Origin of the sequence: Streptococcus hyointestinalis (assembly GCF_011039275.1) — a bacterium.
GTDB lineage: Bacteria > Bacillota > Bacilli > Lactobacillales > Streptococcaceae > Streptococcus > Streptococcus hyointestinalis_A.
The window spans coordinates 975,112-991,755 of sequence record NZ_JAAKGB010000001.1 but is presented as its reverse complement, the minus strand read 5'-3'; the positions used below and the strand labels follow the sequence as shown (position 1 = coordinate 991,755).

The following is a 16,644-nucleotide window of genomic DNA, read 5'->3' as shown; positions in this document are numbered from 1 at the left end:
TTAGTCTTTAGTGTCGTCTTTTGAGAGAAGACGGTCTAACTTCGCTTCAAGGCGTGCGAGGTCTTCTTTTGTGGCGTATTGGTAAGGCTCTGCCTTTGCCTTGACCTCGTCGATGACAGCCTGCGCTTCCACTTCACCTTTACGCTTTAACTCTTGTTGCAGTTCTTTGCCCTCGTCCATGCTGATACGCCCTTTGTCGACCAGTTCTTTGACAAAAGCATCCGCTTTTTCAAGTGTCATTGAGGTTAAGCCAATACCAGCTAACAATACTTTTTTGAGTTCTTCCATACTATTGCCTCTTTTCTAATGTTTCTTTTACTCTTATTGTAACACTTTTCTAACGAATAGCAAGATTTTTGAGATTGCCAAAAACAGCTAGTAAGACTAGCTGTTTTCTCAGTCATAAAGCTTAACTTCTTGATGGATAGGGTCAATAGAGCGCTTCAAATGAAATTGTCCTTCTTCAAAAATAAGCTCTTGAATGGCACAATTGCTAAAAAATGGGCGATCAGCCGTTGAAAAATCACGAAAGGTTTGCAAAAAGCGAAAGCAAGCGCCACCGTGACTGACCGCAAGAGCCGTCTCATTTTCTGCCAAGTCTGTCATGACGTCCGTCAAGGTCGCAAGCATACGACAGCTAACCTCATCCGCACTCTCACCACTATAAGCAACAAACTCTGTGCTGTAGGGAACCTTGGGATTGAGCCGCTCACTCTCTCCCTCGAACAAACCAAAATTCCACTCCTTGAGTCCCTTCAATCGCTGATAGTCTTGTGACGTCACGATTTCTAGCGTGTCACAAGCCCGCTCTTGCGTTGAAGCTTAGGCTTTGTCAAAGCAAATGCCTTCCCTTTCAAAAAAGTCACGTGCTCGCTTTGCTTCGCTCTTTCCTGCTTCTGTCAAAGGGGAATCACACCAGCCTTGAATCTTGCCAAGAGAGTTGAAGAGCGTCTGACCGTGTCGCATAAGATAAAGTGTTTTCATGCTTATGCCTCATACAGAGCTTCGCCATTGCTTGCGATGACTTTCTTGTACCAATCAAAGGATTTTTTCTTGTAGCGTGCTAGGCTACCTGTGCCGTCATCATTGCGGTCAACATAGATAAAGCCGTAGCGCTTGCTGAGTTCTGCTGTTGACGCAGACACAAGGTCAATTGGTCCCCAAGTGGTGTAACCTAGAAGTTCGACGCCGTCTTTAAGCGCTTCATTAACCTGCACCAGATGTTTTTGCAGGTAATCAATACGGTAGTCATCCTCAACCGTTGGACCGTTCGGTCCTTCGACCAAGACGTCCTTAGCACCCAAGCCATTTTCAACGATAAAGAGCGGCAATTGATAGCGGTCATAAAAAGCATTTAGGACAAGACGCAGACCAATCGAGTCAATCTGCCAGCCCCACTCAGAGCTTTCTAGATAAGGATTGCTGATACCGCCCATGATATTGCCACGACCTGTGCTGTAGTCCTCTGGATTGTGCGCTTGCGCCACGCTCATGTAGTAAGAAAAGGAGATAAAGTCAACAGTGTTCTTCAAAAGCTCCTCATCCTCTGGCGCAAAGTCAATGGTAATGCCATTTTCCTTAAAGTAGCGCTTGATGTAGTTTGGATACTTGCCCCGCACGTGGATGTCTGAGAAGAGATAATTTTGATTTTCAAAATCACGCACTGCTAGCTGGTCAAGTGGATTTGCCGTCATGGCATAAGCTGGCATAGCAAGCACCATACAGCCAATCTTAAAGTCAGGATTGATACTGTGCCCAATCTTGGTAGCGAGTGCTGATGCGACCAGCTCATGGTGCACTGCTTGGTAGAGGTCTTGCTTGCTGAGTTTCTCTGGATCTGTCACGATACCACCTGACATGAAAGGTGCATGCAATACAGAGTTGATTTCATTGAACGTCAGCCAGTACTTAACCTTGTCCTTATAGCGAGTGAAAACAGTACGCACATAGCGCTCATAAAAGCCAATCAAGTCACGATTTGCCCAGCCGTTGTAAGCACGTGCTAGGTGCAGTGGCGTTTCGTAGTGAGACAGTGTCACGAGTGGCTCGATACCATATTTTGCCAACTCATCAAAGACCTTATCATAAAAGGCTAGCCCTGCTTCATTAGGCTGTTCATCGTCTCCGTTTGGGAAAATGCGTGACCAGGCAATCGACATGCGAAAGACCTTGAAGCCCATTTCTGCAAAGAGAGCGATGTCCTCCTTGTAACGGTGGTAAAAGTCAATACCCTCTAGTTTGAGATTATCTGGCGTTGGCTGGTCTGTGATGACTGGGCTAGAACTTCCTGGCATGGCAACGCCTCCTTTTGGCGTCACATCCTGCACGCTTAGCCCTTTGCCGTCACTGTTATAAGCCCCTTCAAATTGATTGGCAGCTGTTGCACCACCCCATAAAAAATCTTTTGGAAATGCTGATTGTGTCATGATTGTCTCCCTCTTGTTTTAGTATTTAAATACTTTTAGTCTAAATCTCTTCCGTTAGACGCAATGACTTTCTTGTACCAATAGAATGAATCTTTCGGTGTACGTTTAAGGCTACCCTGTCCCTTGTCATCCACATCAACGTAGATAAAACCGTAGCGCTTTCTGATTTCACCAGTCCCAGCGGATACAAGGTCAATACAACCCCAAGTCGTGTAACCACGCAAGTCTACACCGTTTTCAATGGCTGCTGCCATAGCTTCAATATGCGGACGATAATAGTCAATGCGGTACTGGTCGTGAATGCTGCCGTCTTCCTCAACCGTGTCAAAAGCTCCTAAGCCATTTTCAACAACCATCAGCGGAAGCTCATAGCGGTCGTACATTTTTTCAAGATAGTATTGTAATCCTATCGGATCTAGCCCCCAGCCCCAGTCTGAATAGGTCAGATAAGGATTCTTAGCACCTGTTGAGAAATTACCTGACACCTGCTCTACACCTGTATGCGTTGTGACATTATTTGACATGTAGTAAGAAAAGGTGTACATATCAACAGTGCCTTCAGCTAAGTCTTTCTCATCCTGCTCAGTGATGTCTAGGCGCACATCGTGCTCTTTCCACAAACGCTTAGCAAAGGTTGGGTACTTGCCCTTGACCTGCACATCCCCACAGTAGTAAATGCCCTGCTCCCACTTGTGGCGATCTGCTAGAACGTCATGAGGGTCACAGGTCGCTGGGTAAAAGGTAATCCCACAAATCATATTACCGATTTGGAAGTTCGGATTAATCTCATGCCCAAGCTTAACAGCTCTTGCGCTAGCGACAAACTGATAATGTAGCTGCTGATAGCCTTCTTGGAAAGCCTTGTCATCTCCTTGTCCGCCAAACATATCCAAAAACATGACGGTGTTGTTGATTTCATTGAAGGTCAACCAATAGGTCACCAAGTCCTTATATTCCTTAAAAATCGTCTCAGCATAGTGCACATAAAAATCAATCAGCTTGCGATTGTTCCAACCACCATAGTGCTCTTCTAAGTAGAGCGGCGTGTCAAAGTGCCAGATAGACACCAAAGGCTCAATGCCATGCTTGTGACATTCTTCAAAGACACGACGGTAAAAGTCTAGCCCTTTTTGATTAGGCTCTTTCTCATCCCCATTTGGGAAAATGCGTGACCAAGAGATGGAGAGACGAAAGACTTTAAAACCCATCTCAGCTAAAAGAGCTATATCTTCCTTATAGTGATGGTAAAAGTCCACACCGAGGTGATTTGGATAGTATTCATCCTCCAAAACCGCATAGTGTGCACCCTCTGGGATGACACCGTTATGCCCCATGGCTGGTGCTTTTCCAGGATTGCCATCTTTGTCAATATAGGTCACATAGCGTGGACTGTCAACGCTACCGCCTGTTGTGACATCGGTCTTTGCCATGCCACGTCCGTCCTCGTTCCATGCGCCTTCGGCTTGATTGGCAGCAATTGCTCCGCCCCATAAAAAGTTTTTTGGAAATTGTCTTGTCATAATGTTTACCGCTTTCATTTTGTTGTCTTTATTATAGCGGTTTCAAACCTTACGGGCTTACACTATGATTAGAAAAACTGATACTATTCTACGATAAGCAAAAAAGCCAGTTCGATAAACTGACTTTTATTTGCTAAACAGATCCTGTTATCATGGCATAAAGGAAGAACAAGGCAAAGCCAAAGAGATAGATAAGCCCCACGATGGAGAGGACATTCAGCCATTTAGCGATACGGTGCTCTTTGTTATTCACCAAAATGTAGTTGAGGTAAGCAAAAAATGGTGTTGTGAGGAAAGAAGCAATCATGGCAAAGCGTAGCATAATAGCGACATTTCCTGAGAAGAAAAAGACAATGACAAGAGCTATCGCTGAAGTGAGCGTCATCCAGATGTTGAGATTTTTTTGCTTGGCTTCTTTTTCGCCTAGAAGCAAACGCAAGGTCTCGTTATTAGCTCGTGAATAGCAGTCGATAACCGTGATGACCGTACCAAAGATACATAAGAAAGCGATAAAGGCAATCAAGAGACGAGACCAATTGCCAAGGGCTTTAGCGTACATGCCAATAAACTGCTGGATGTAAGCAGCACTCGCCCCCTGCACCTTCTCACCAGATCCAAACTGGATGAGCGCTCCAAGCGCTAGGAAAATAAAGGCAAGAATAGCTGTGCCGATATAACCAACGTTAAAGTCAAACAAGCCGTCGTTATAAGACACCTTGACACTCTTTTGCTTTTCAACACTCCACATGGAGTTAATAGCTGAAATCTCGATAGGCGCAGGCATCCAGCCCATTAAAGAAACGATAAAAGGCAGAGCAGACAGTTGCCAAGGGCTAGGAGCGACAAAGTTTGGAGCATACTCTCTGTGTTGGAAAAGAGCGATGATAACCGCTAAACTTGTCGCCAGAGTCAAAGCTGTCATGACCCACTTAGACAGTCCGTCTATAAAGCGATAACCACCAATGAGCAACATCGCCCAAGTCACCACGATAATCATGGTCGTCAACTGCGAAATAGACAAGCCAAAACCATTTGGAAAGATATTATAGAGAATAGCTGCCGCTAGGATACTAACCGCTGCAGTATTGACCAGAGCAGAGAAGATATTCATCACAAAAAAGAGAACCAGATAGCCCTTTCCCTTTTCGCTGTAGCCCTCTATCAAGCTTTTTCCTGTCGTCAGCGTGTACTGCGTCCCAAATCGAAAGAAAGGATACTTAAACAAATTGATAAGTAAGATGATAATAGCCAACTGCCAGCCGTAAATAGCACCAGCTTGCGTTGAGGAGACGATGTGTGAGCCACCGACTGCTGCGGACGCCATGAGAATACCAGGTCCCATTGCCCGAAGACGGCTTTTCCACTTTGATTGACTATCTGTACTGTCCATAAATAAACCTCTTTTCCAAATTATCGTCAGATAATTCTGAATTTAATAGAATTGTATCAACTTATAGAATACTTGTCAATGCTTTCTGAAAATTGTATGTGGTAGAATTTTTTAGAATACACATCTCTGTATTCGGAAGGAGAACTTGTTACCGAGTTGTAATCAAAAAGACTGAACATTTTTTCTTGCTCAGTCTTGACAGTTTTGTCATTATCCCTTATCATTAAAGGTGACTGAGTAAGAAGGGCTGTTTCTTACTCGGTGGTGATACGGTGTAGGAGCTGTATCACCTTTTTTTATTCGTTTAAGTTGGTTTTATTATAACACACCAAAACACACGAATCAAGTGTTTTTTGTAGAAAAACAGCACAAAAAGACCTTATCTGAAAAGGCTTTCGTTATATAACTTTATATCTATCTTTTTATCTATAAATTAAGATTTCTTCCATATCTAAGTCGACCCACAGAACGAACTTCATGACTCTTTTCAATCTTATTCTGTTGTTGCTTAATCTTACCTGCGCTAAAGGCATCAAGGTCTACATATTGCTGATAATCCTCACGCCAAGAACCAAAGAAAAGCTCTTTGAGCTGTCCTTCATAGGCAAGAATGATCATTTTACTCATGGTTTCTGCACCTAATAATGTCCAGTACATGCCACGCTTTTTCATACGATAGGTGATTTTGCGATGTTGCGACTCCATCACGCCAATTCCTGCATGTGAAAAACCTCTGAGTTCTGCTGGTTTAGTGTAATGGAAGTTATTTAAGAGTTTCTGTTTGAACTGCTTGAAGCTCTCTTCTTCCTCTTCTGTTAAAATCAGTGATTCTGTCGTATCAAATACCGTGCGTAATTTGCCTTTATCATGCTGCTGAATCGCCTGAAAAGCCTTATCTAAGAGCTCTTCTGAATATGGTTTAAAGAAGTCTTTTAACCTCTTGTTAACATGATACTCATCCCAAAAGTGCTCATGGCGTTTTACTTTGAGAGCTTTAGCTATCTCCTTAAAGATATAGGGTGTGTAACCATGACCACCGTCTGAATTGGTAATAAGCATGGTATTATCGTCAATCTCAAAGTGATTGTAGAGATAGTCCAACACTTGCTCACGCGTCAGACGATTATCGAGAGAAACAAATTCTTTTTTCTCCTGCAGCTCAAAACGATTGCTCCCAATTTTTTGACTCCCCGTATGAATAACAAAATGGGATAAGTCAACATTGTGATTATCCAGTTCCTCCCCTCTCGCTTTAACCATCACGCCGTCTCCTTCAATGTAAATCACATCAACGTGCTTTTTCTCTATCTTGTGCTCCTCTTCGAAAAAACGATAGGCTTCTCGTTCTTCTAGTAAATCACGACAGAGTTTAACCGCTTTTACCACTGTAGGCTTTGTAATCACAATATGATAAACCATCTGAATCGTTTTAACGACTTTATCATAAGGCATCAGCGTTGATAACAAAGCAATTTGATACATAAATTCCCAAGAAAAACGGACATTTTTCTTTAGTCCCAACTTATCATCAACTGGCACCACCCATTTATCACCTTTTTTCCATCGCCGTCGCCTGAAAGTAAACTCCCCAAAAGTAAAGGCTACTGTCCGTTCCATAGAGTGAACACAAGTATAGCCTCTGGCTTTCATCACTGGAATCATCTGCTCGTCATATTTTGCCACAAACTCATGGAAATTCTCTGCATTTTGAGCCAATAGTTGCTCTTTCAACTCGTACTCATCCAAAATAGACATTCTCTTCCCCTTCCATATGAACTCACGTCATATTTTATAAAAGTTGAGCAGTCTTTTTCAAATTTCTTTTTATTTGGACATCAAAAAAGGTATTATCTCTAAAGATAACACCTTTTAGTTTACTATTTTCCTTGCTTCTTTCGCTCAGTATTAGTCTGCCTGTTTTCCACCAAGGCAAAAACAAACGGTAAGGAAACAAGTCCCCAAAAGCCCCAGACAATCATATCTGCGATAAAGGAAAAACCGCCAGTAAAATGAACACCTATTGCAACGAGTAAGATAGGGAGCACAAGAGCTGGTGCAAACCTCAGTCCCAACAAACCTATCACGAGTAAAAAGGACATCATTAAACCGATGGACTGATAAAAAACATACAGCGCTACTGCTGCAATCAGCCACCAAAATGTCTGAACGAGCTTTTTGATGGAAACAAAAATAATCATGGCTGTACTCCTTTAATATATGGAACCAATTTATCCGTCAAATATATACGATTTGGCTGATGACTTCCCATCTGAACTTCTTCTATTAAGCCGTATTGTTGTAACTTTTTCTTTAATGAAATAATGGTTCCTTTACTCTGATTAAGCAGTTCACATAAATCTTTGATTTTAAAGTGAACATACGTATTTCCATTGTCATCTTGACCTTTTTGGATAAAATCTGAAGGTTCTCTCAATCGATCTAACAAAAAAGAATAGACTAAGATTGCTTTATAATTGAGTTCCTTAAAGTCATCATTTTCAAAAAGAACTCTAGGAATATAGATTTGTTCGGAATCTGAAACAGACAGTGCAGGGTCTAAATCAGACAGTTTTGATAAGTACTTCATTTCACTCTCCTTTACTGTTATCTAGCTTCTAAGTTTGCGCTGCATCTTCTCCCATTCCTTGATAATCAAGTTCTCTAGGTAATCTGATGCGGATTTAGCTTTATGATAGTCCACTAAAGCCTCTAACTTATCATAGCGCACATCACGGTGGAGTGAGAAGGGGAAACGCCCTTTTTTATGGTAACTATCTGGAGATTTTTGGGCAGCTTCTTTCTTACGTCTCACCTGCGCCTGTCGTTTAGGTGGTTCTTTCTCAAAATGTTCTTTTACCTGGGCAAAGCGATTATCAGCCATTAAGCAGCCCCTCCTTCTAATACGGTCAAAATGTTGTTGTACACATACTCTATATTACCATAAAATTTCTGATGGTCTAGTTTTTGCTTCTCTGTCATGTTTTCTCTTTGTTCAAAAACACTTTGATTGATAACAAGACTTTTAGCCATCAACTCCTTCTTCTGAACAGAACCAAGGTACGCTTCGTCCTCCTGGATAACATCCAAAAACTGCTTGCAAGTATCTGTGACGTTGTTTCCGTAATATTCCATCTTATTGCCGATAATATAAGCTTCTGCAGTGACATAACTTTTCTTCGTAATTACTTCAATAGCTTCACGCTTAATCGCTTCGACAAACTGTTTAAGAGCTAACCAGGCACGAAAGCCATTCGTTGACGCATCTGTCACCCCAAGGACAATATCAGAAACAGCAATAAAATTAGCGGTTACTAGACTTTTATCATTGTGGGTATCAATCAAGATAATATCAAACTGTTTGTCTAACTCCTCGTAATGTTCGCTAAACCACATAAAGAGCTGAAGATATTTATTGTTTCGGCTGGCAAGATCTAATTGCTCATCCGTCAAACGTTCATCGCCACGGATTAAACTGAGGTTATCAGTGATATGGCAAATCTCATACTCACCAGTCGTAAAAATATCATAGATGGTTTTCCTACTAGTGATATCAAAAGCATGGGTTAAATTACATTCTCTGGCACCATCAATCAATAATACTCGCTTGTTTTTAACCCGTGATAGCCAATCCCCTGCGTTAAAAGTATGGGTACTTTTTCCACCACCACCCTTATCAATGTTTGTTGTTTGAATCTTCATAAAACAGATCCTTCTCCGCGCAATAGTTAGATATGAAGTTGTATAACTTTTTTGTATCTTTATTGTAACTGATACAAGACATTTTGTCAATAAAAAATACACAAATTGTTGTGTAACTTATTGTGTATTTCTTTTTTCTTATGGACTAGCCAAACGTGCTACCGATATTGCCACCAACACAGTTTTTCAGCTGAATTTGATTAACGGTAGTGTTGAAATTACCGACAAAATAACAATTATCCTCTCCTGCCTTTGTTAAGACAATCAGAAACTGAACAACATCCTCATTATCTGACTTCATCACCTCTAACTGAGAGGGCTGATAGCTGTACTGGTTCACAAGAAATGCCATTGCCAACGTTTGAATCATGCTCGACTGGCTCATGGATAAGTGGTTATCCAAGGTTCCTTTAACCTCTGTTAAGTGACCAGCTTGACGAATGGCTGTCATTGCTTCATCAAAGGATTGGGCGACTTGTTGCTTCTGCTCCTCACCACTTTCTGTATAGGGATGCTCTAGCTTCAGTTTAGCAGTCCGATAGTTCTTCTCATCAGTCGTCTCTGGCTCAGCTTGAGACGAGCTTGACTTTGAGGAACTGGTTTGTGGCGTCTGAGTCTTTTGTGGTTTATGGCTATCAACAATATTTCTATAAATAAGTACCCCTGAAAAGAGGAGGAGCAATCCGACTACAATCACATAAATCATATTTTCTTTTATCCATTCTTTCATTTTATCGTCCTTCTTTAGCTACCAAGCTTAGGCTCTTTACCATCTGGATACGCAAATGTCGTGACTTCTGCCTTTTGTTGCGCTGGTGTCCAGATACGATAATTCCATGTATTAGGTCTATGGAAATAATTAGCTCCAGATAGCGGTGTATTCTGTTCGACAATCAAGATAGAACCATCTTCAAAGACATGACAGACGATGCCTGTGTGACCATAACCGCCACCTCCGTTCTGTGTCGAGAAGATAGCACCCTTTTTAGGGGTTGTTTTGACGCTATTGCCAAATATACTTGCCCAAGCGGCTGCCTGGGCTTTACCGTCACCAACGACTGAACATGAGTGCCCCCAGAGGTGATTCCCTAAACTAATGGTTAAGTCAACACATTGACCTGTGTTTTCAACCCAGCCACTACCACCATAAACCAGTCCATTTTTAGAGGGGTCTATAATGTATTGCTTCAGACTGTCTGGTAAATCCTCAGGCTTATATCCCCAAGCTGTCGCATCGGCTGGAACCATTCCTGTCCCATCTGTTGCACCACCTGAAGAAGAATCGCTACAATTCTTGATATCGTTGCTGGTAAAGGTATCTGAGGTAGCATTTTCTCCAGATGAAGCTGAGCTTGCCGTGTAAGGTTTCTCACCGTGGGCGCTAATCGCTTCTTTATCTAGCCACTCATACTTTTTCCCAAGCGTGTTATACATATTGATCAGCTTGGTTTTATAGCTGCCATCCGTTGCCCAACCACCATCTGCAATCGCAGATAGGGTAGCGACACCGTCTGTATTGTTAATTGCTTTAGTATAGAGCGTTTGGTGAGCCATAAATTCAGCCTTACCGACAATCCCAGCATCATAACTAGAGAACCAGGTATAAGCTCCTCCAGTCCCATCACCAACGCTAGCACCAGGTTTTGTGCCCGACAAATCAACACTATCTTCACCATAAGTCGCAAGCGTGACAGGGAAGTTACTCTTACTAGACGTTTTAACCCCTCCCATATTGTGCGCCTGCCAAAATGAGGTACCGTTAGGATTGGAGAAGTTAAAACCATTTTCAATCAGCGTCTGTGTGATTGAAGCAGACGGTAGAAAGCCTCCTGCTTTCCAGGAGAGAATATAGGCGTCCTTATGTTCTTTGACAAAGGAATCAATAGAGCCATCACCTGAAGAGACCGAACCTTCTGTCGACGTCGATGTAGTGACGTTTGTCGAGCAGTTGCTCTGTGAACCATTAACAGCCCCCAAAACACCTGCTAGAATAGTGAATCCTACACTAATCACAAACATTAAAAGAACAAGCGGTGTGATGACCTTGAGAAAAACAACTTTCTTCACCATGCACCTCTTTCTACCAGAGACCAAGAATGGTTTTGATAATGCCGTAAATCACTAAGAAGATAATAAAGCCTATTCCTAGTTTTTTTAAGCCCTTTAAAAACTCTTGATCACGTGCTTTTTGAGCTGCTAGTCGTTCAGGGTCTGATTCCCCTTCCGAAGCAAAATAATCACGTTGCTCTTTCATCCTCAATTTACGAACAGCAACATATTCATCCAATGCCTGCTTATGTCTTGCAATTATTCCAAGTTTTTGTGGATTCTTTTTTGACATATCCCTCTCCCTTCTACTGGATACCACCATATCGCTGTATTTCTGGGGCTAAAAGTTGTTGGTTGAAGACAAGGTTACCAACCCCTGCAATATTCATAAACAGCTGTCCTTTCGTTAACCGTGGCAGCGTCTCAAGCTCGGATTGATTCATAGAACCTGCTAGCGCATTAGCAAGCAATGGAATACTGGTCTCATCTGTCTGAGCAAAAACACGGTACTGCATCAAACCGAAAATCCGTTGAACGGCTGTGACGTATGGGTCTTTATGACTACCTGCACCTGATTCAAAGAGAATCCCACGAAGGGAATTAACCGATAGAACAACACCTGAGAAGTTCTCACCCATCGAGTCAATCATATCCGCTAGCAACTCGACACTGCTTTCATACTTAGGGTTAATTAAGGTCTGCGCTTCACTGATGTTCACAATATAGTGTTCCATGTCCATCTCCGTGAGACTGGAGTCAGCCTTCAGTAATTGCTTGCAGCGCTTCCCGTTGTTGACAATATCAGCTGAGACCAAAGAGAGTACCGAAAAGATTTGAGCATTCAATAAATGTGGCGTCCCTTTTAGACCTGAGAAGTCGAAAGTAACCACTTGCTCAGAAGAAATATCTTGAAACTCTGTTGTTCCCTCAAACATTTCAGCATTGGTTGTTAGCAGTTCATTGAAGGTATTATGGATACGATTGACGGACTTAATCTCAATCTCATCAGGTTTACTTTTTGCCATTAAACTGCGCTTGTAATCATCCGCAAAGAGAATAAAGTCTGAAAGGATAGGGTATTCCTCATTGACCAACTCCGTAGCTTTTAGCTTCTCTGGATTCAGTTTAGGATTACGTGCCCACAAACCTTCTTCGATGTAAAACTCATTGAGCATCTTACCGAAAGGCGTTAAATCGTCTCCTGTCACTTCGCTATTGAGTAGCTTAAAGATACTTTTCAGCTTTTGAATATGGAGATTGTAGGACTTCTTCTTATCAATTTCTGTTCCATCTTCATTGGTAACGGTTGGAAAGACTTGGAAGATATTGATACGATTAGCTTCCCCTGAGAGATCTAAAATCAGTCCGTACTGTTCCTTAGTTTGTTCTCGGAACGTTCCGTTAGCATCAAAGTTACGGATATAGTTTCCTTTAGCATAAAGCCCATCGGTATGCTTCAAGAGAAAGCTTCGTTGCCCCATTTTGGGGTTTCCTGAGATAATCATAAAGGAACGTGTTCGCCGTTCATCTCGTTCTAGAAAGTTAAAATTAACAGATCCTTTAGTCGGTGTCCAGCCCATGTAAACACCTCGTTGATCCTCTAACTTAGTGTGATTAAAGAAATAACCACCTGCTAAATCATGTGCTCTAATGGGCACTCCACGTCTGTGGTTTGGTAAGTCAACCTGGTATTCTGCTGGGATAAAAGGCGCATGGTATTCAAAATCCAGTTCTCCTGAGAGAATCGTTGACTTAAAGTTTGATGTTTTATCCTTGATGTCATCCACTTTCTTAAACAGCGCTTCTTTCGTCGATGCAGAGGAATAGTTGCGAACATACATCTTGAGCATAGCGATATTTTTCTTTCGGATGTCTCTATCCAGCTGAGTCAGGTCTTGAATTTCATCTAATTCCTGTTGGTTGGCAACAATTTTACTATTGCCTGTAATCCGAGTAGATTTTTCCTCAATCGCATCTTTAATATCATTCTTCAGCTCTTTGTTGTTGGCATGATGGTACGACAAGAACGAACGTGTTCCTGGAATCAACATAAGCTCCGATAACCAAAAACGATCCATGTCTTCGGAAGGATACTCATAGAAATGAAGTGCTGTATGATAACCGTCGCCACTCATCCAGCAGCGGTCATCCTTTTTAAAATCAATATTGCCTTGAGGTTGAATACGACTGAGAAAAGCAAGGTCATAACCTTGCGCTTTTAACTGCCGTTGTCTTCGTTTTGATAATTCTGGCATGTGTTTCTCCTTATACTTTTTCGTTCATGTTGTTAAACTGCTTAATGATTTGTTCTTTCTTGAGTTTAGTAATCTCTTGAGGGACAAAGTCATTATTGCCATAACTCTTTGCTTTACGAACCAATTCGTCTAACTCTGTAGTCGTTGGTGCAAAGAGCCAGAGAATAAACTCCGTGTTGTAAATTTCTTGCTGGATACTTTCTTCCACCTGAATCTCTTGCATTAACAATTGTTCACGATCAAGCAACTGCAAATAGCGACGAGAATCCGATAACAGTTTTGCCTTCTCTTGACGAACCAAACTCAAGTGGTGACGAAGATCAGCAATCTGTGTGTCTGTATTCGTTGGCAAAGTTGTTGTCTCAATTTGAACATTCGTGTTAAAGTGCGTTATCCACGTTTCAAAATTATCAAGGGTTCGCCTAATTTCATTGTAAGAGAGTGAACCTAAATCTTTTCCTGGAATCTCCATCAGCTGAAGATAACCATAATCCACTAACTTAATGTAGCCTTGACGATTATCAATGATGGCTTTCACATCCAGTAGTTCTATGCAAGAATGAAGGTCAAAATAGGCTTGACTCTCTTTCTTCTTTTCCTTTTTTCGCCCCAACGGTCGTTTTTCAATGGACTGTGGCTGCGTTTGTTTAATCGCCATTAACGTTTAACCCCTCTCTGATAATTTAAGCTGATATAGCGTTTGCGTCGTCTCCTAAAAAAGAGGAACATGCTCTGCCAGTTTTTCTTCCCACCATTAGTTGGTAAAACGAGATACAGGCACATGAGCGGTGTCAACAGAATAAAAGCAAGCATCTGTGCCCACTGACTTGTTGGAAAAAGTCTAGTTCCTACCGAGACGGCTACGACTGCTGAACATCCTACAAAGACAATATCAGCCATAAAAAGACCAATAATTTTTACTTTGGCATAGATGTCACGAGGGACACCATATTTTTCATCATCCATCTATCATCCTCTTCCTTTCTGCTTGATAATTCTATGATAAGCGATAATCACGTTCTGTGCTGTAAGGGGACAAGTTAGTTCTTACTCATCTCAAAAAGTTCTTTTGATATATAAAAAGTTATGTATCTTTATAGATAAAAAAAGAGGTCTCAATCATGAGACTTCTTATTTGACTACTCTTAATATCGGACCTTTTGGTATTGGTCGCTTATCATCACTAATTGAAATATCTAAGGATTTTTCTAACTCATCTTTGGGTAAAGATAAATAGGATATTAACTCATTTTTTTGTAGAATATCATTGTTAACAATTAAATCAAACACTTTGCGATACAGGCTTGGTTTTTCAAGAACTAAATCACCATCCAAAGGTTCATGTTTTTTCCACTTATTGTGAGCAATTTTTTTGAACAAATATAACTTTTGATCAGCGTTAATCAGCTCTAACTGGTAAGTCCTCATAATCATAGCTTGAATAGAGACTTTCCAATGTTTTTTTAGTTCAATGTAAAACTCAAGATTTGTAGATAATAATGATTTTAAGAAACCATTTTCAGGTAACAGTAAACACGATGCAAAGTAGTTTGCTTGTTTTTCAATAATATTTTTTAATTCTTGTGATGTATATTCGTGAATACTTTCAATATCTCCATGAAGTAAAATATGACCGATTTCATGTGCAACATTAAATCGTCTTCTTACTGCTGACTCAGCATTATCTGTTAACATGATGAACGGTCTGTCTTCAATCCATTCTGAAACTGCATCTAACTTATCATCTGACATGTTAGACTCAACAACAATAATACCATTGACCTCAGCGCTTTCAATCAGATTAGAAACCGGTAAATCTTTACCCAGACCCCATAGTTCTCTTAACTCTTGTGCTTTATTCTCTATATCCTTGTTTGTAATCTCACGAATATTTTTCATCAGAACATCAGGCAGAGTTAATTTAGGAAAATTCACATATTGGGATAAAAAGTCATAGATTTCTTTTTGAAATTCTAGCCTTACAGCTTGCATATCTCTTGCTCTTTTAGTAGCTGCAGACTGACTACGAAAAAAGGTAGCCCCTTCATAAAACCTTTTTGGTTCGGAGGTGAAATAATTATATGGAAAATCTAATTCAGCAACAATAGCCATTAATTTATTAGCTCCAGGCTGTGTTTTTCCTAACTCATAATTAGAAATCATTTGTCTAGATATTCCAGTGCGCTCTGCTAATTCTTTTTTAGTTAACCCTCTGGCTACTCTGGCTTTTGTTAGTTTAGAGGGATTAAATGCTCTTTGTTCCATCTGTTCCTCTCTTAAGAAGCTCTTCTGATAGCTCTGTCAAAGTCAAATCTAATTTTTTTTGAGTTGCTTGTTCTTGTTCCTTCGAGGTAATGATACGCTGGGCATTAAAAATATCCACTTTCTCAATCCACTTTTCTGTATCAACATTGGGCAAGCCTAACTGAATATAATGGAGATGATGATTTATTCCACCATAAGTCAATAGCATAAATGGAGGAGTTGTGGCATCATAACGCTCATTGATATCTTCCTGAGTAGTAAATAAATCAAATTGTTTATTTTTGATACTAGCAACACTTCTATGTAAAGCCTTTTTGGGCATTGCTTTAATATTTCTAGTCTTAGCTGGAGAAATAATCGCTCCCTTAGTTTCAATCATAGTGTAAGTGTAACCATTATTGCGATTATTCTTAGCAGATATCATTTGAACATCTGCTCTCATTGCCGAATCTTCTAAAACTAGGCGTAGTGCCACATCCACTAACGCTTGTCTAATGTGTCCATAAGTTTTATGCATTTCTGGATTTTTTAAAACAGGAGTTGCATCAATAAGTTCCCACAAAAAACGATAGGCTTCTTTTATACTGTAAGCTAACTCGCCTGATAAACGTGGATCACACTCTGTTTCCAAATGCGTTCTTAAAATCCCCATAATAACTCCTAACTATTAACTAGATACATACTATGTTAACAGTTTACCTTTTTTTATAAAAAATGTCAACACCAAAACACACTTAGACACACAGAAAGAAGCCTCAATCATGAGACTTCTTAACCATAGCAAAGAAAGTTTCTTCTGACACAATGATAATTGCTTGTCCTTGTGCCATGCGAGAGAGTGCTGCTTCATACTTTTTAGAACGCCTGTCAGGTTCAAAGAGATCGAGTTGTTTGTGTCCCGCCACAAGAATATCTGTTTGACTAGAGACATAGTTCTGAACTATCGATCCTTCTTCCTCCAAAAATTCCGTAGCCTCTTGCCTTGTCATAGGACGCAGACTACCTGTAATCACAACAACTTTACCTGTTACATCAATCAT

At 40.8% G+C, this 16,644-nt stretch carries 18 protein-coding genes and 1 pseudogene; all 19 read right to left on the bottom strand.

Annotated elements, in window-relative coordinates; all coding sequences use genetic code 11:
- Positions 1-288 carry a phasin family protein gene (locus tag G5B60_RS04735; RefSeq protein WP_164682933.1) on the bottom strand — a complete coding sequence of 96 codons (288 nt, stop codon included), beginning with the start codon at positions 286-288 and terminating at the stop codon, positions 1-3.
- A 108-nt stretch (positions 289-396) separates the two neighbouring features.
- A pseudogene (locus G5B60_RS04730) lies at positions 397-984 on the bottom strand (histidine phosphatase family protein).
- A 2-nt stretch (positions 985-986) separates the two neighbouring features.
- A complete protein-coding gene (locus G5B60_RS04725; RefSeq protein ID WP_164682932.1) occupies positions 987-2,426 on the bottom strand; it encodes a glycoside hydrolase family 1 protein in 1,440 nt (479 codons plus the stop codon).
- Positions 2,427-2,461: 35 nt separating this feature from the next.
- Positions 2,462-3,946, bottom strand: coding sequence for a glycoside hydrolase family 1 protein (locus G5B60_RS04720; protein WP_164682931.1), 1,485 nt, complete (start codon positions 3,944-3,946; stop codon positions 2,462-2,464).
- Positions 3,947-4,079: 133 nt separating this feature from the next.
- Positions 4,080-5,336: an NRAMP family divalent metal transporter gene (locus G5B60_RS04715; protein ID WP_164682930.1), complete on the bottom strand. Its 1,257-nt coding sequence runs from the start codon at positions 5,334-5,336 to the stop codon at positions 4,080-4,082.
- A 426-nt stretch (positions 5,337-5,762) separates the two neighbouring features.
- Positions 5,763-7,091 (bottom strand): ISLre2 family transposase, encoded by a 1,329-nt coding sequence (locus G5B60_RS04710; protein ID WP_164682929.1) that lies wholly within the window; start codon positions 7,089-7,091, stop codon positions 5,763-5,765.
- 122 nt (positions 7,092-7,213) lie between these two features.
- Positions 7,214-7,534 (bottom strand): hypothetical protein, encoded by a 321-nt coding sequence (locus tag G5B60_RS04705; RefSeq protein WP_164682928.1) that lies wholly within the window; start codon positions 7,532-7,534, stop codon positions 7,214-7,216.
- Positions 7,531-7,923: a replication initiator protein A gene (locus tag G5B60_RS04700; RefSeq protein WP_164682927.1), complete on the bottom strand. Its 393-nt coding sequence runs from the start codon at positions 7,921-7,923 to the stop codon at positions 7,531-7,533. Before G5B60_RS04700 ends, G5B60_RS04705 begins: the two co-directional genes overlap by 4 nt.
- 21 nt (positions 7,924-7,944) lie before the next feature.
- The gene (locus tag G5B60_RS04695; protein WP_164682926.1) at positions 7,945-8,217 is read right to left on the bottom strand and encodes a hypothetical protein; all 273 of its coding nucleotides are present in this window, start codon (positions 8,215-8,217) and stop codon (positions 7,945-7,947) included.
- The gene (locus tag G5B60_RS04690; protein ID WP_164682925.1) at positions 8,217-9,035 is read right to left on the bottom strand and encodes a ParA family protein; all 819 of its coding nucleotides are present in this window, start codon (positions 9,033-9,035) and stop codon (positions 8,217-8,219) included. The genes G5B60_RS04695 and G5B60_RS04690 overlap by 1 nt, the downstream gene beginning before the upstream one ends.
- A gap of 145 nt (positions 9,036-9,180) precedes the next feature.
- Complete coding sequence (locus G5B60_RS04685) at positions 9,181-9,765, bottom strand: hypothetical protein (RefSeq protein WP_164682924.1); 585 nt, start codon at positions 9,763-9,765, stop codon at positions 9,181-9,183.
- 14 nt (positions 9,766-9,779) lie between these two features.
- Positions 9,780-11,102, bottom strand: a complete 1,323-nt coding sequence (locus G5B60_RS04680; RefSeq protein WP_164682923.1) for a CHAP domain-containing protein — start codon at positions 11,100-11,102, stop codon at positions 9,780-9,782.
- A 13-nt stretch (positions 11,103-11,115) separates the two neighbouring features.
- Positions 11,116-11,376, bottom strand: coding sequence for a hypothetical protein (locus tag G5B60_RS04675; RefSeq protein ID WP_164682922.1), 261 nt, complete (start codon positions 11,374-11,376; stop codon positions 11,116-11,118).
- A 13-nt stretch (positions 11,377-11,389) separates the two neighbouring features.
- Positions 11,390-13,339 carry a virulence factor gene (locus G5B60_RS04670; RefSeq protein ID WP_164682921.1) on the bottom strand — a complete coding sequence of 650 codons (1,950 nt, stop codon included), beginning with the start codon at positions 13,337-13,339 and terminating at the stop codon, positions 11,390-11,392.
- Between the two features lie 10 nt (positions 13,340-13,349).
- Complete coding sequence (locus G5B60_RS04665; RefSeq protein ID WP_164682920.1) at positions 13,350-13,997, bottom strand: hypothetical protein; 648 nt, start codon at positions 13,995-13,997, stop codon at positions 13,350-13,352.
- The gene (locus tag G5B60_RS04660) at positions 13,997-14,305 is read right to left on the bottom strand and encodes a DUF5592 family protein (protein ID WP_164682919.1); all 309 of its coding nucleotides are present in this window, start codon (positions 14,303-14,305) and stop codon (positions 13,997-13,999) included. The genes G5B60_RS04665 and G5B60_RS04660 overlap by 1 nt, the downstream gene beginning before the upstream one ends.
- Positions 14,306-14,470: 165 nt before the next feature.
- Positions 14,471-15,604 carry a helix-turn-helix domain-containing protein gene (locus tag G5B60_RS04655; RefSeq protein WP_164682918.1) on the bottom strand — a complete coding sequence of 378 codons (1,134 nt, stop codon included), beginning with the start codon at positions 15,602-15,604 and terminating at the stop codon, positions 14,471-14,473.
- On the bottom strand, positions 15,585-16,256 hold the full coding sequence (locus G5B60_RS04650; protein ID WP_164682917.1) for a hypothetical protein: 672 nt from the start codon (positions 16,254-16,256) through the stop codon (positions 15,585-15,587). Before G5B60_RS04650 ends, G5B60_RS04655 begins: the two co-directional genes overlap by 20 nt.
- 103 nt (positions 16,257-16,359) lie before the next feature.
- Positions 16,360-16,644 carry a BRCT domain-containing protein gene (locus G5B60_RS04645; RefSeq protein WP_164682916.1) on the bottom strand — a complete coding sequence of 95 codons (285 nt, stop codon included), beginning with the start codon at positions 16,642-16,644 and terminating at the stop codon, positions 16,360-16,362.

Coding starts and splice junctions, on each gene's coding strand:
- G5B60_RS04735 (WP_164682933.1), bottom strand. CDS start 288: ATGGAAGAACTCAAAAAAGTATTGTTAGCTGGTATTGGCTTAACCTCA.
- G5B60_RS04725 (WP_164682932.1), bottom strand. CDS start 2,426: ATGACACAATCAGCATTTCCAAAAGATTTTTTATGGGGTGGTGCAACA.
- G5B60_RS04720 (WP_164682931.1), bottom strand. CDS start 3,946: ATGACAAGACAATTTCCAAAAAACTTTTTATGGGGCGGAGCAATTGCT.
- G5B60_RS04715 (WP_164682930.1), bottom strand. CDS start 5,336: ATGGACAGTACAGATAGTCAATCAAAGTGGAAAAGCCGTCTTCGGGCA.
- G5B60_RS04710 (WP_164682929.1), bottom strand. CDS start 7,091: ATGTCTATTTTGGATGAGTACGAGTTGAAAGAGCAACTATTGGCTCAA.
- G5B60_RS04705 (WP_164682928.1), bottom strand. CDS start 7,534: ATGATTATTTTTGTTTCCATCAAAAAGCTCGTTCAGACATTTTGGTGG.
- G5B60_RS04700 (WP_164682927.1), bottom strand. CDS start 7,923: ATGAAGTACTTATCAAAACTGTCTGATTTAGACCCTGCACTGTCTGTT.
- G5B60_RS04695 (WP_164682926.1), bottom strand. CDS start 8,217: ATGGCTGATAATCGCTTTGCCCAGGTAAAAGAACATTTTGAGAAAGAA.
- G5B60_RS04690 (WP_164682925.1), bottom strand. CDS start 9,035: ATGAAGATTCAAACAACAAACATTGATAAGGGTGGTGGTGGAAAAAGT.
- G5B60_RS04685 (WP_164682924.1), bottom strand. CDS start 9,765: ATGAAAGAATGGATAAAAGAAAATATGATTTATGTGATTGTAGTCGGA.
- G5B60_RS04675 (WP_164682922.1), bottom strand. CDS start 11,376: ATGTCAAAAAAGAATCCACAAAAACTTGGAATAATTGCAAGACATAAG.
- G5B60_RS04670 (WP_164682921.1), bottom strand. CDS start 13,339: ATGCCAGAATTATCAAAACGAAGACAACGGCAGTTAAAAGCGCAAGGT.
- G5B60_RS04665 (WP_164682920.1), bottom strand. CDS start 13,997: ATGGCGATTAAACAAACGCAGCCACAGTCCATTGAAAAACGACCGTTG.
- G5B60_RS04660 (WP_164682919.1), bottom strand. CDS start 14,305: ATGGATGATGAAAAATATGGTGTCCCTCGTGACATCTATGCCAAAGTA.
- G5B60_RS04655 (WP_164682918.1), bottom strand. CDS start 15,604: ATGGAACAAAGAGCATTTAATCCCTCTAAACTAACAAAAGCCAGAGTA.
- G5B60_RS04650 (WP_164682917.1), bottom strand. CDS start 16,256: ATGGGGATTTTAAGAACGCATTTGGAAACAGAGTGTGATCCACGTTTA.
- G5B60_RS04645 (WP_164682916.1), bottom strand. CDS start 16,644: ATGATTGATGTAACAGGTAAAGTTGTTGTGATTACAGGTAGTCTGCGT.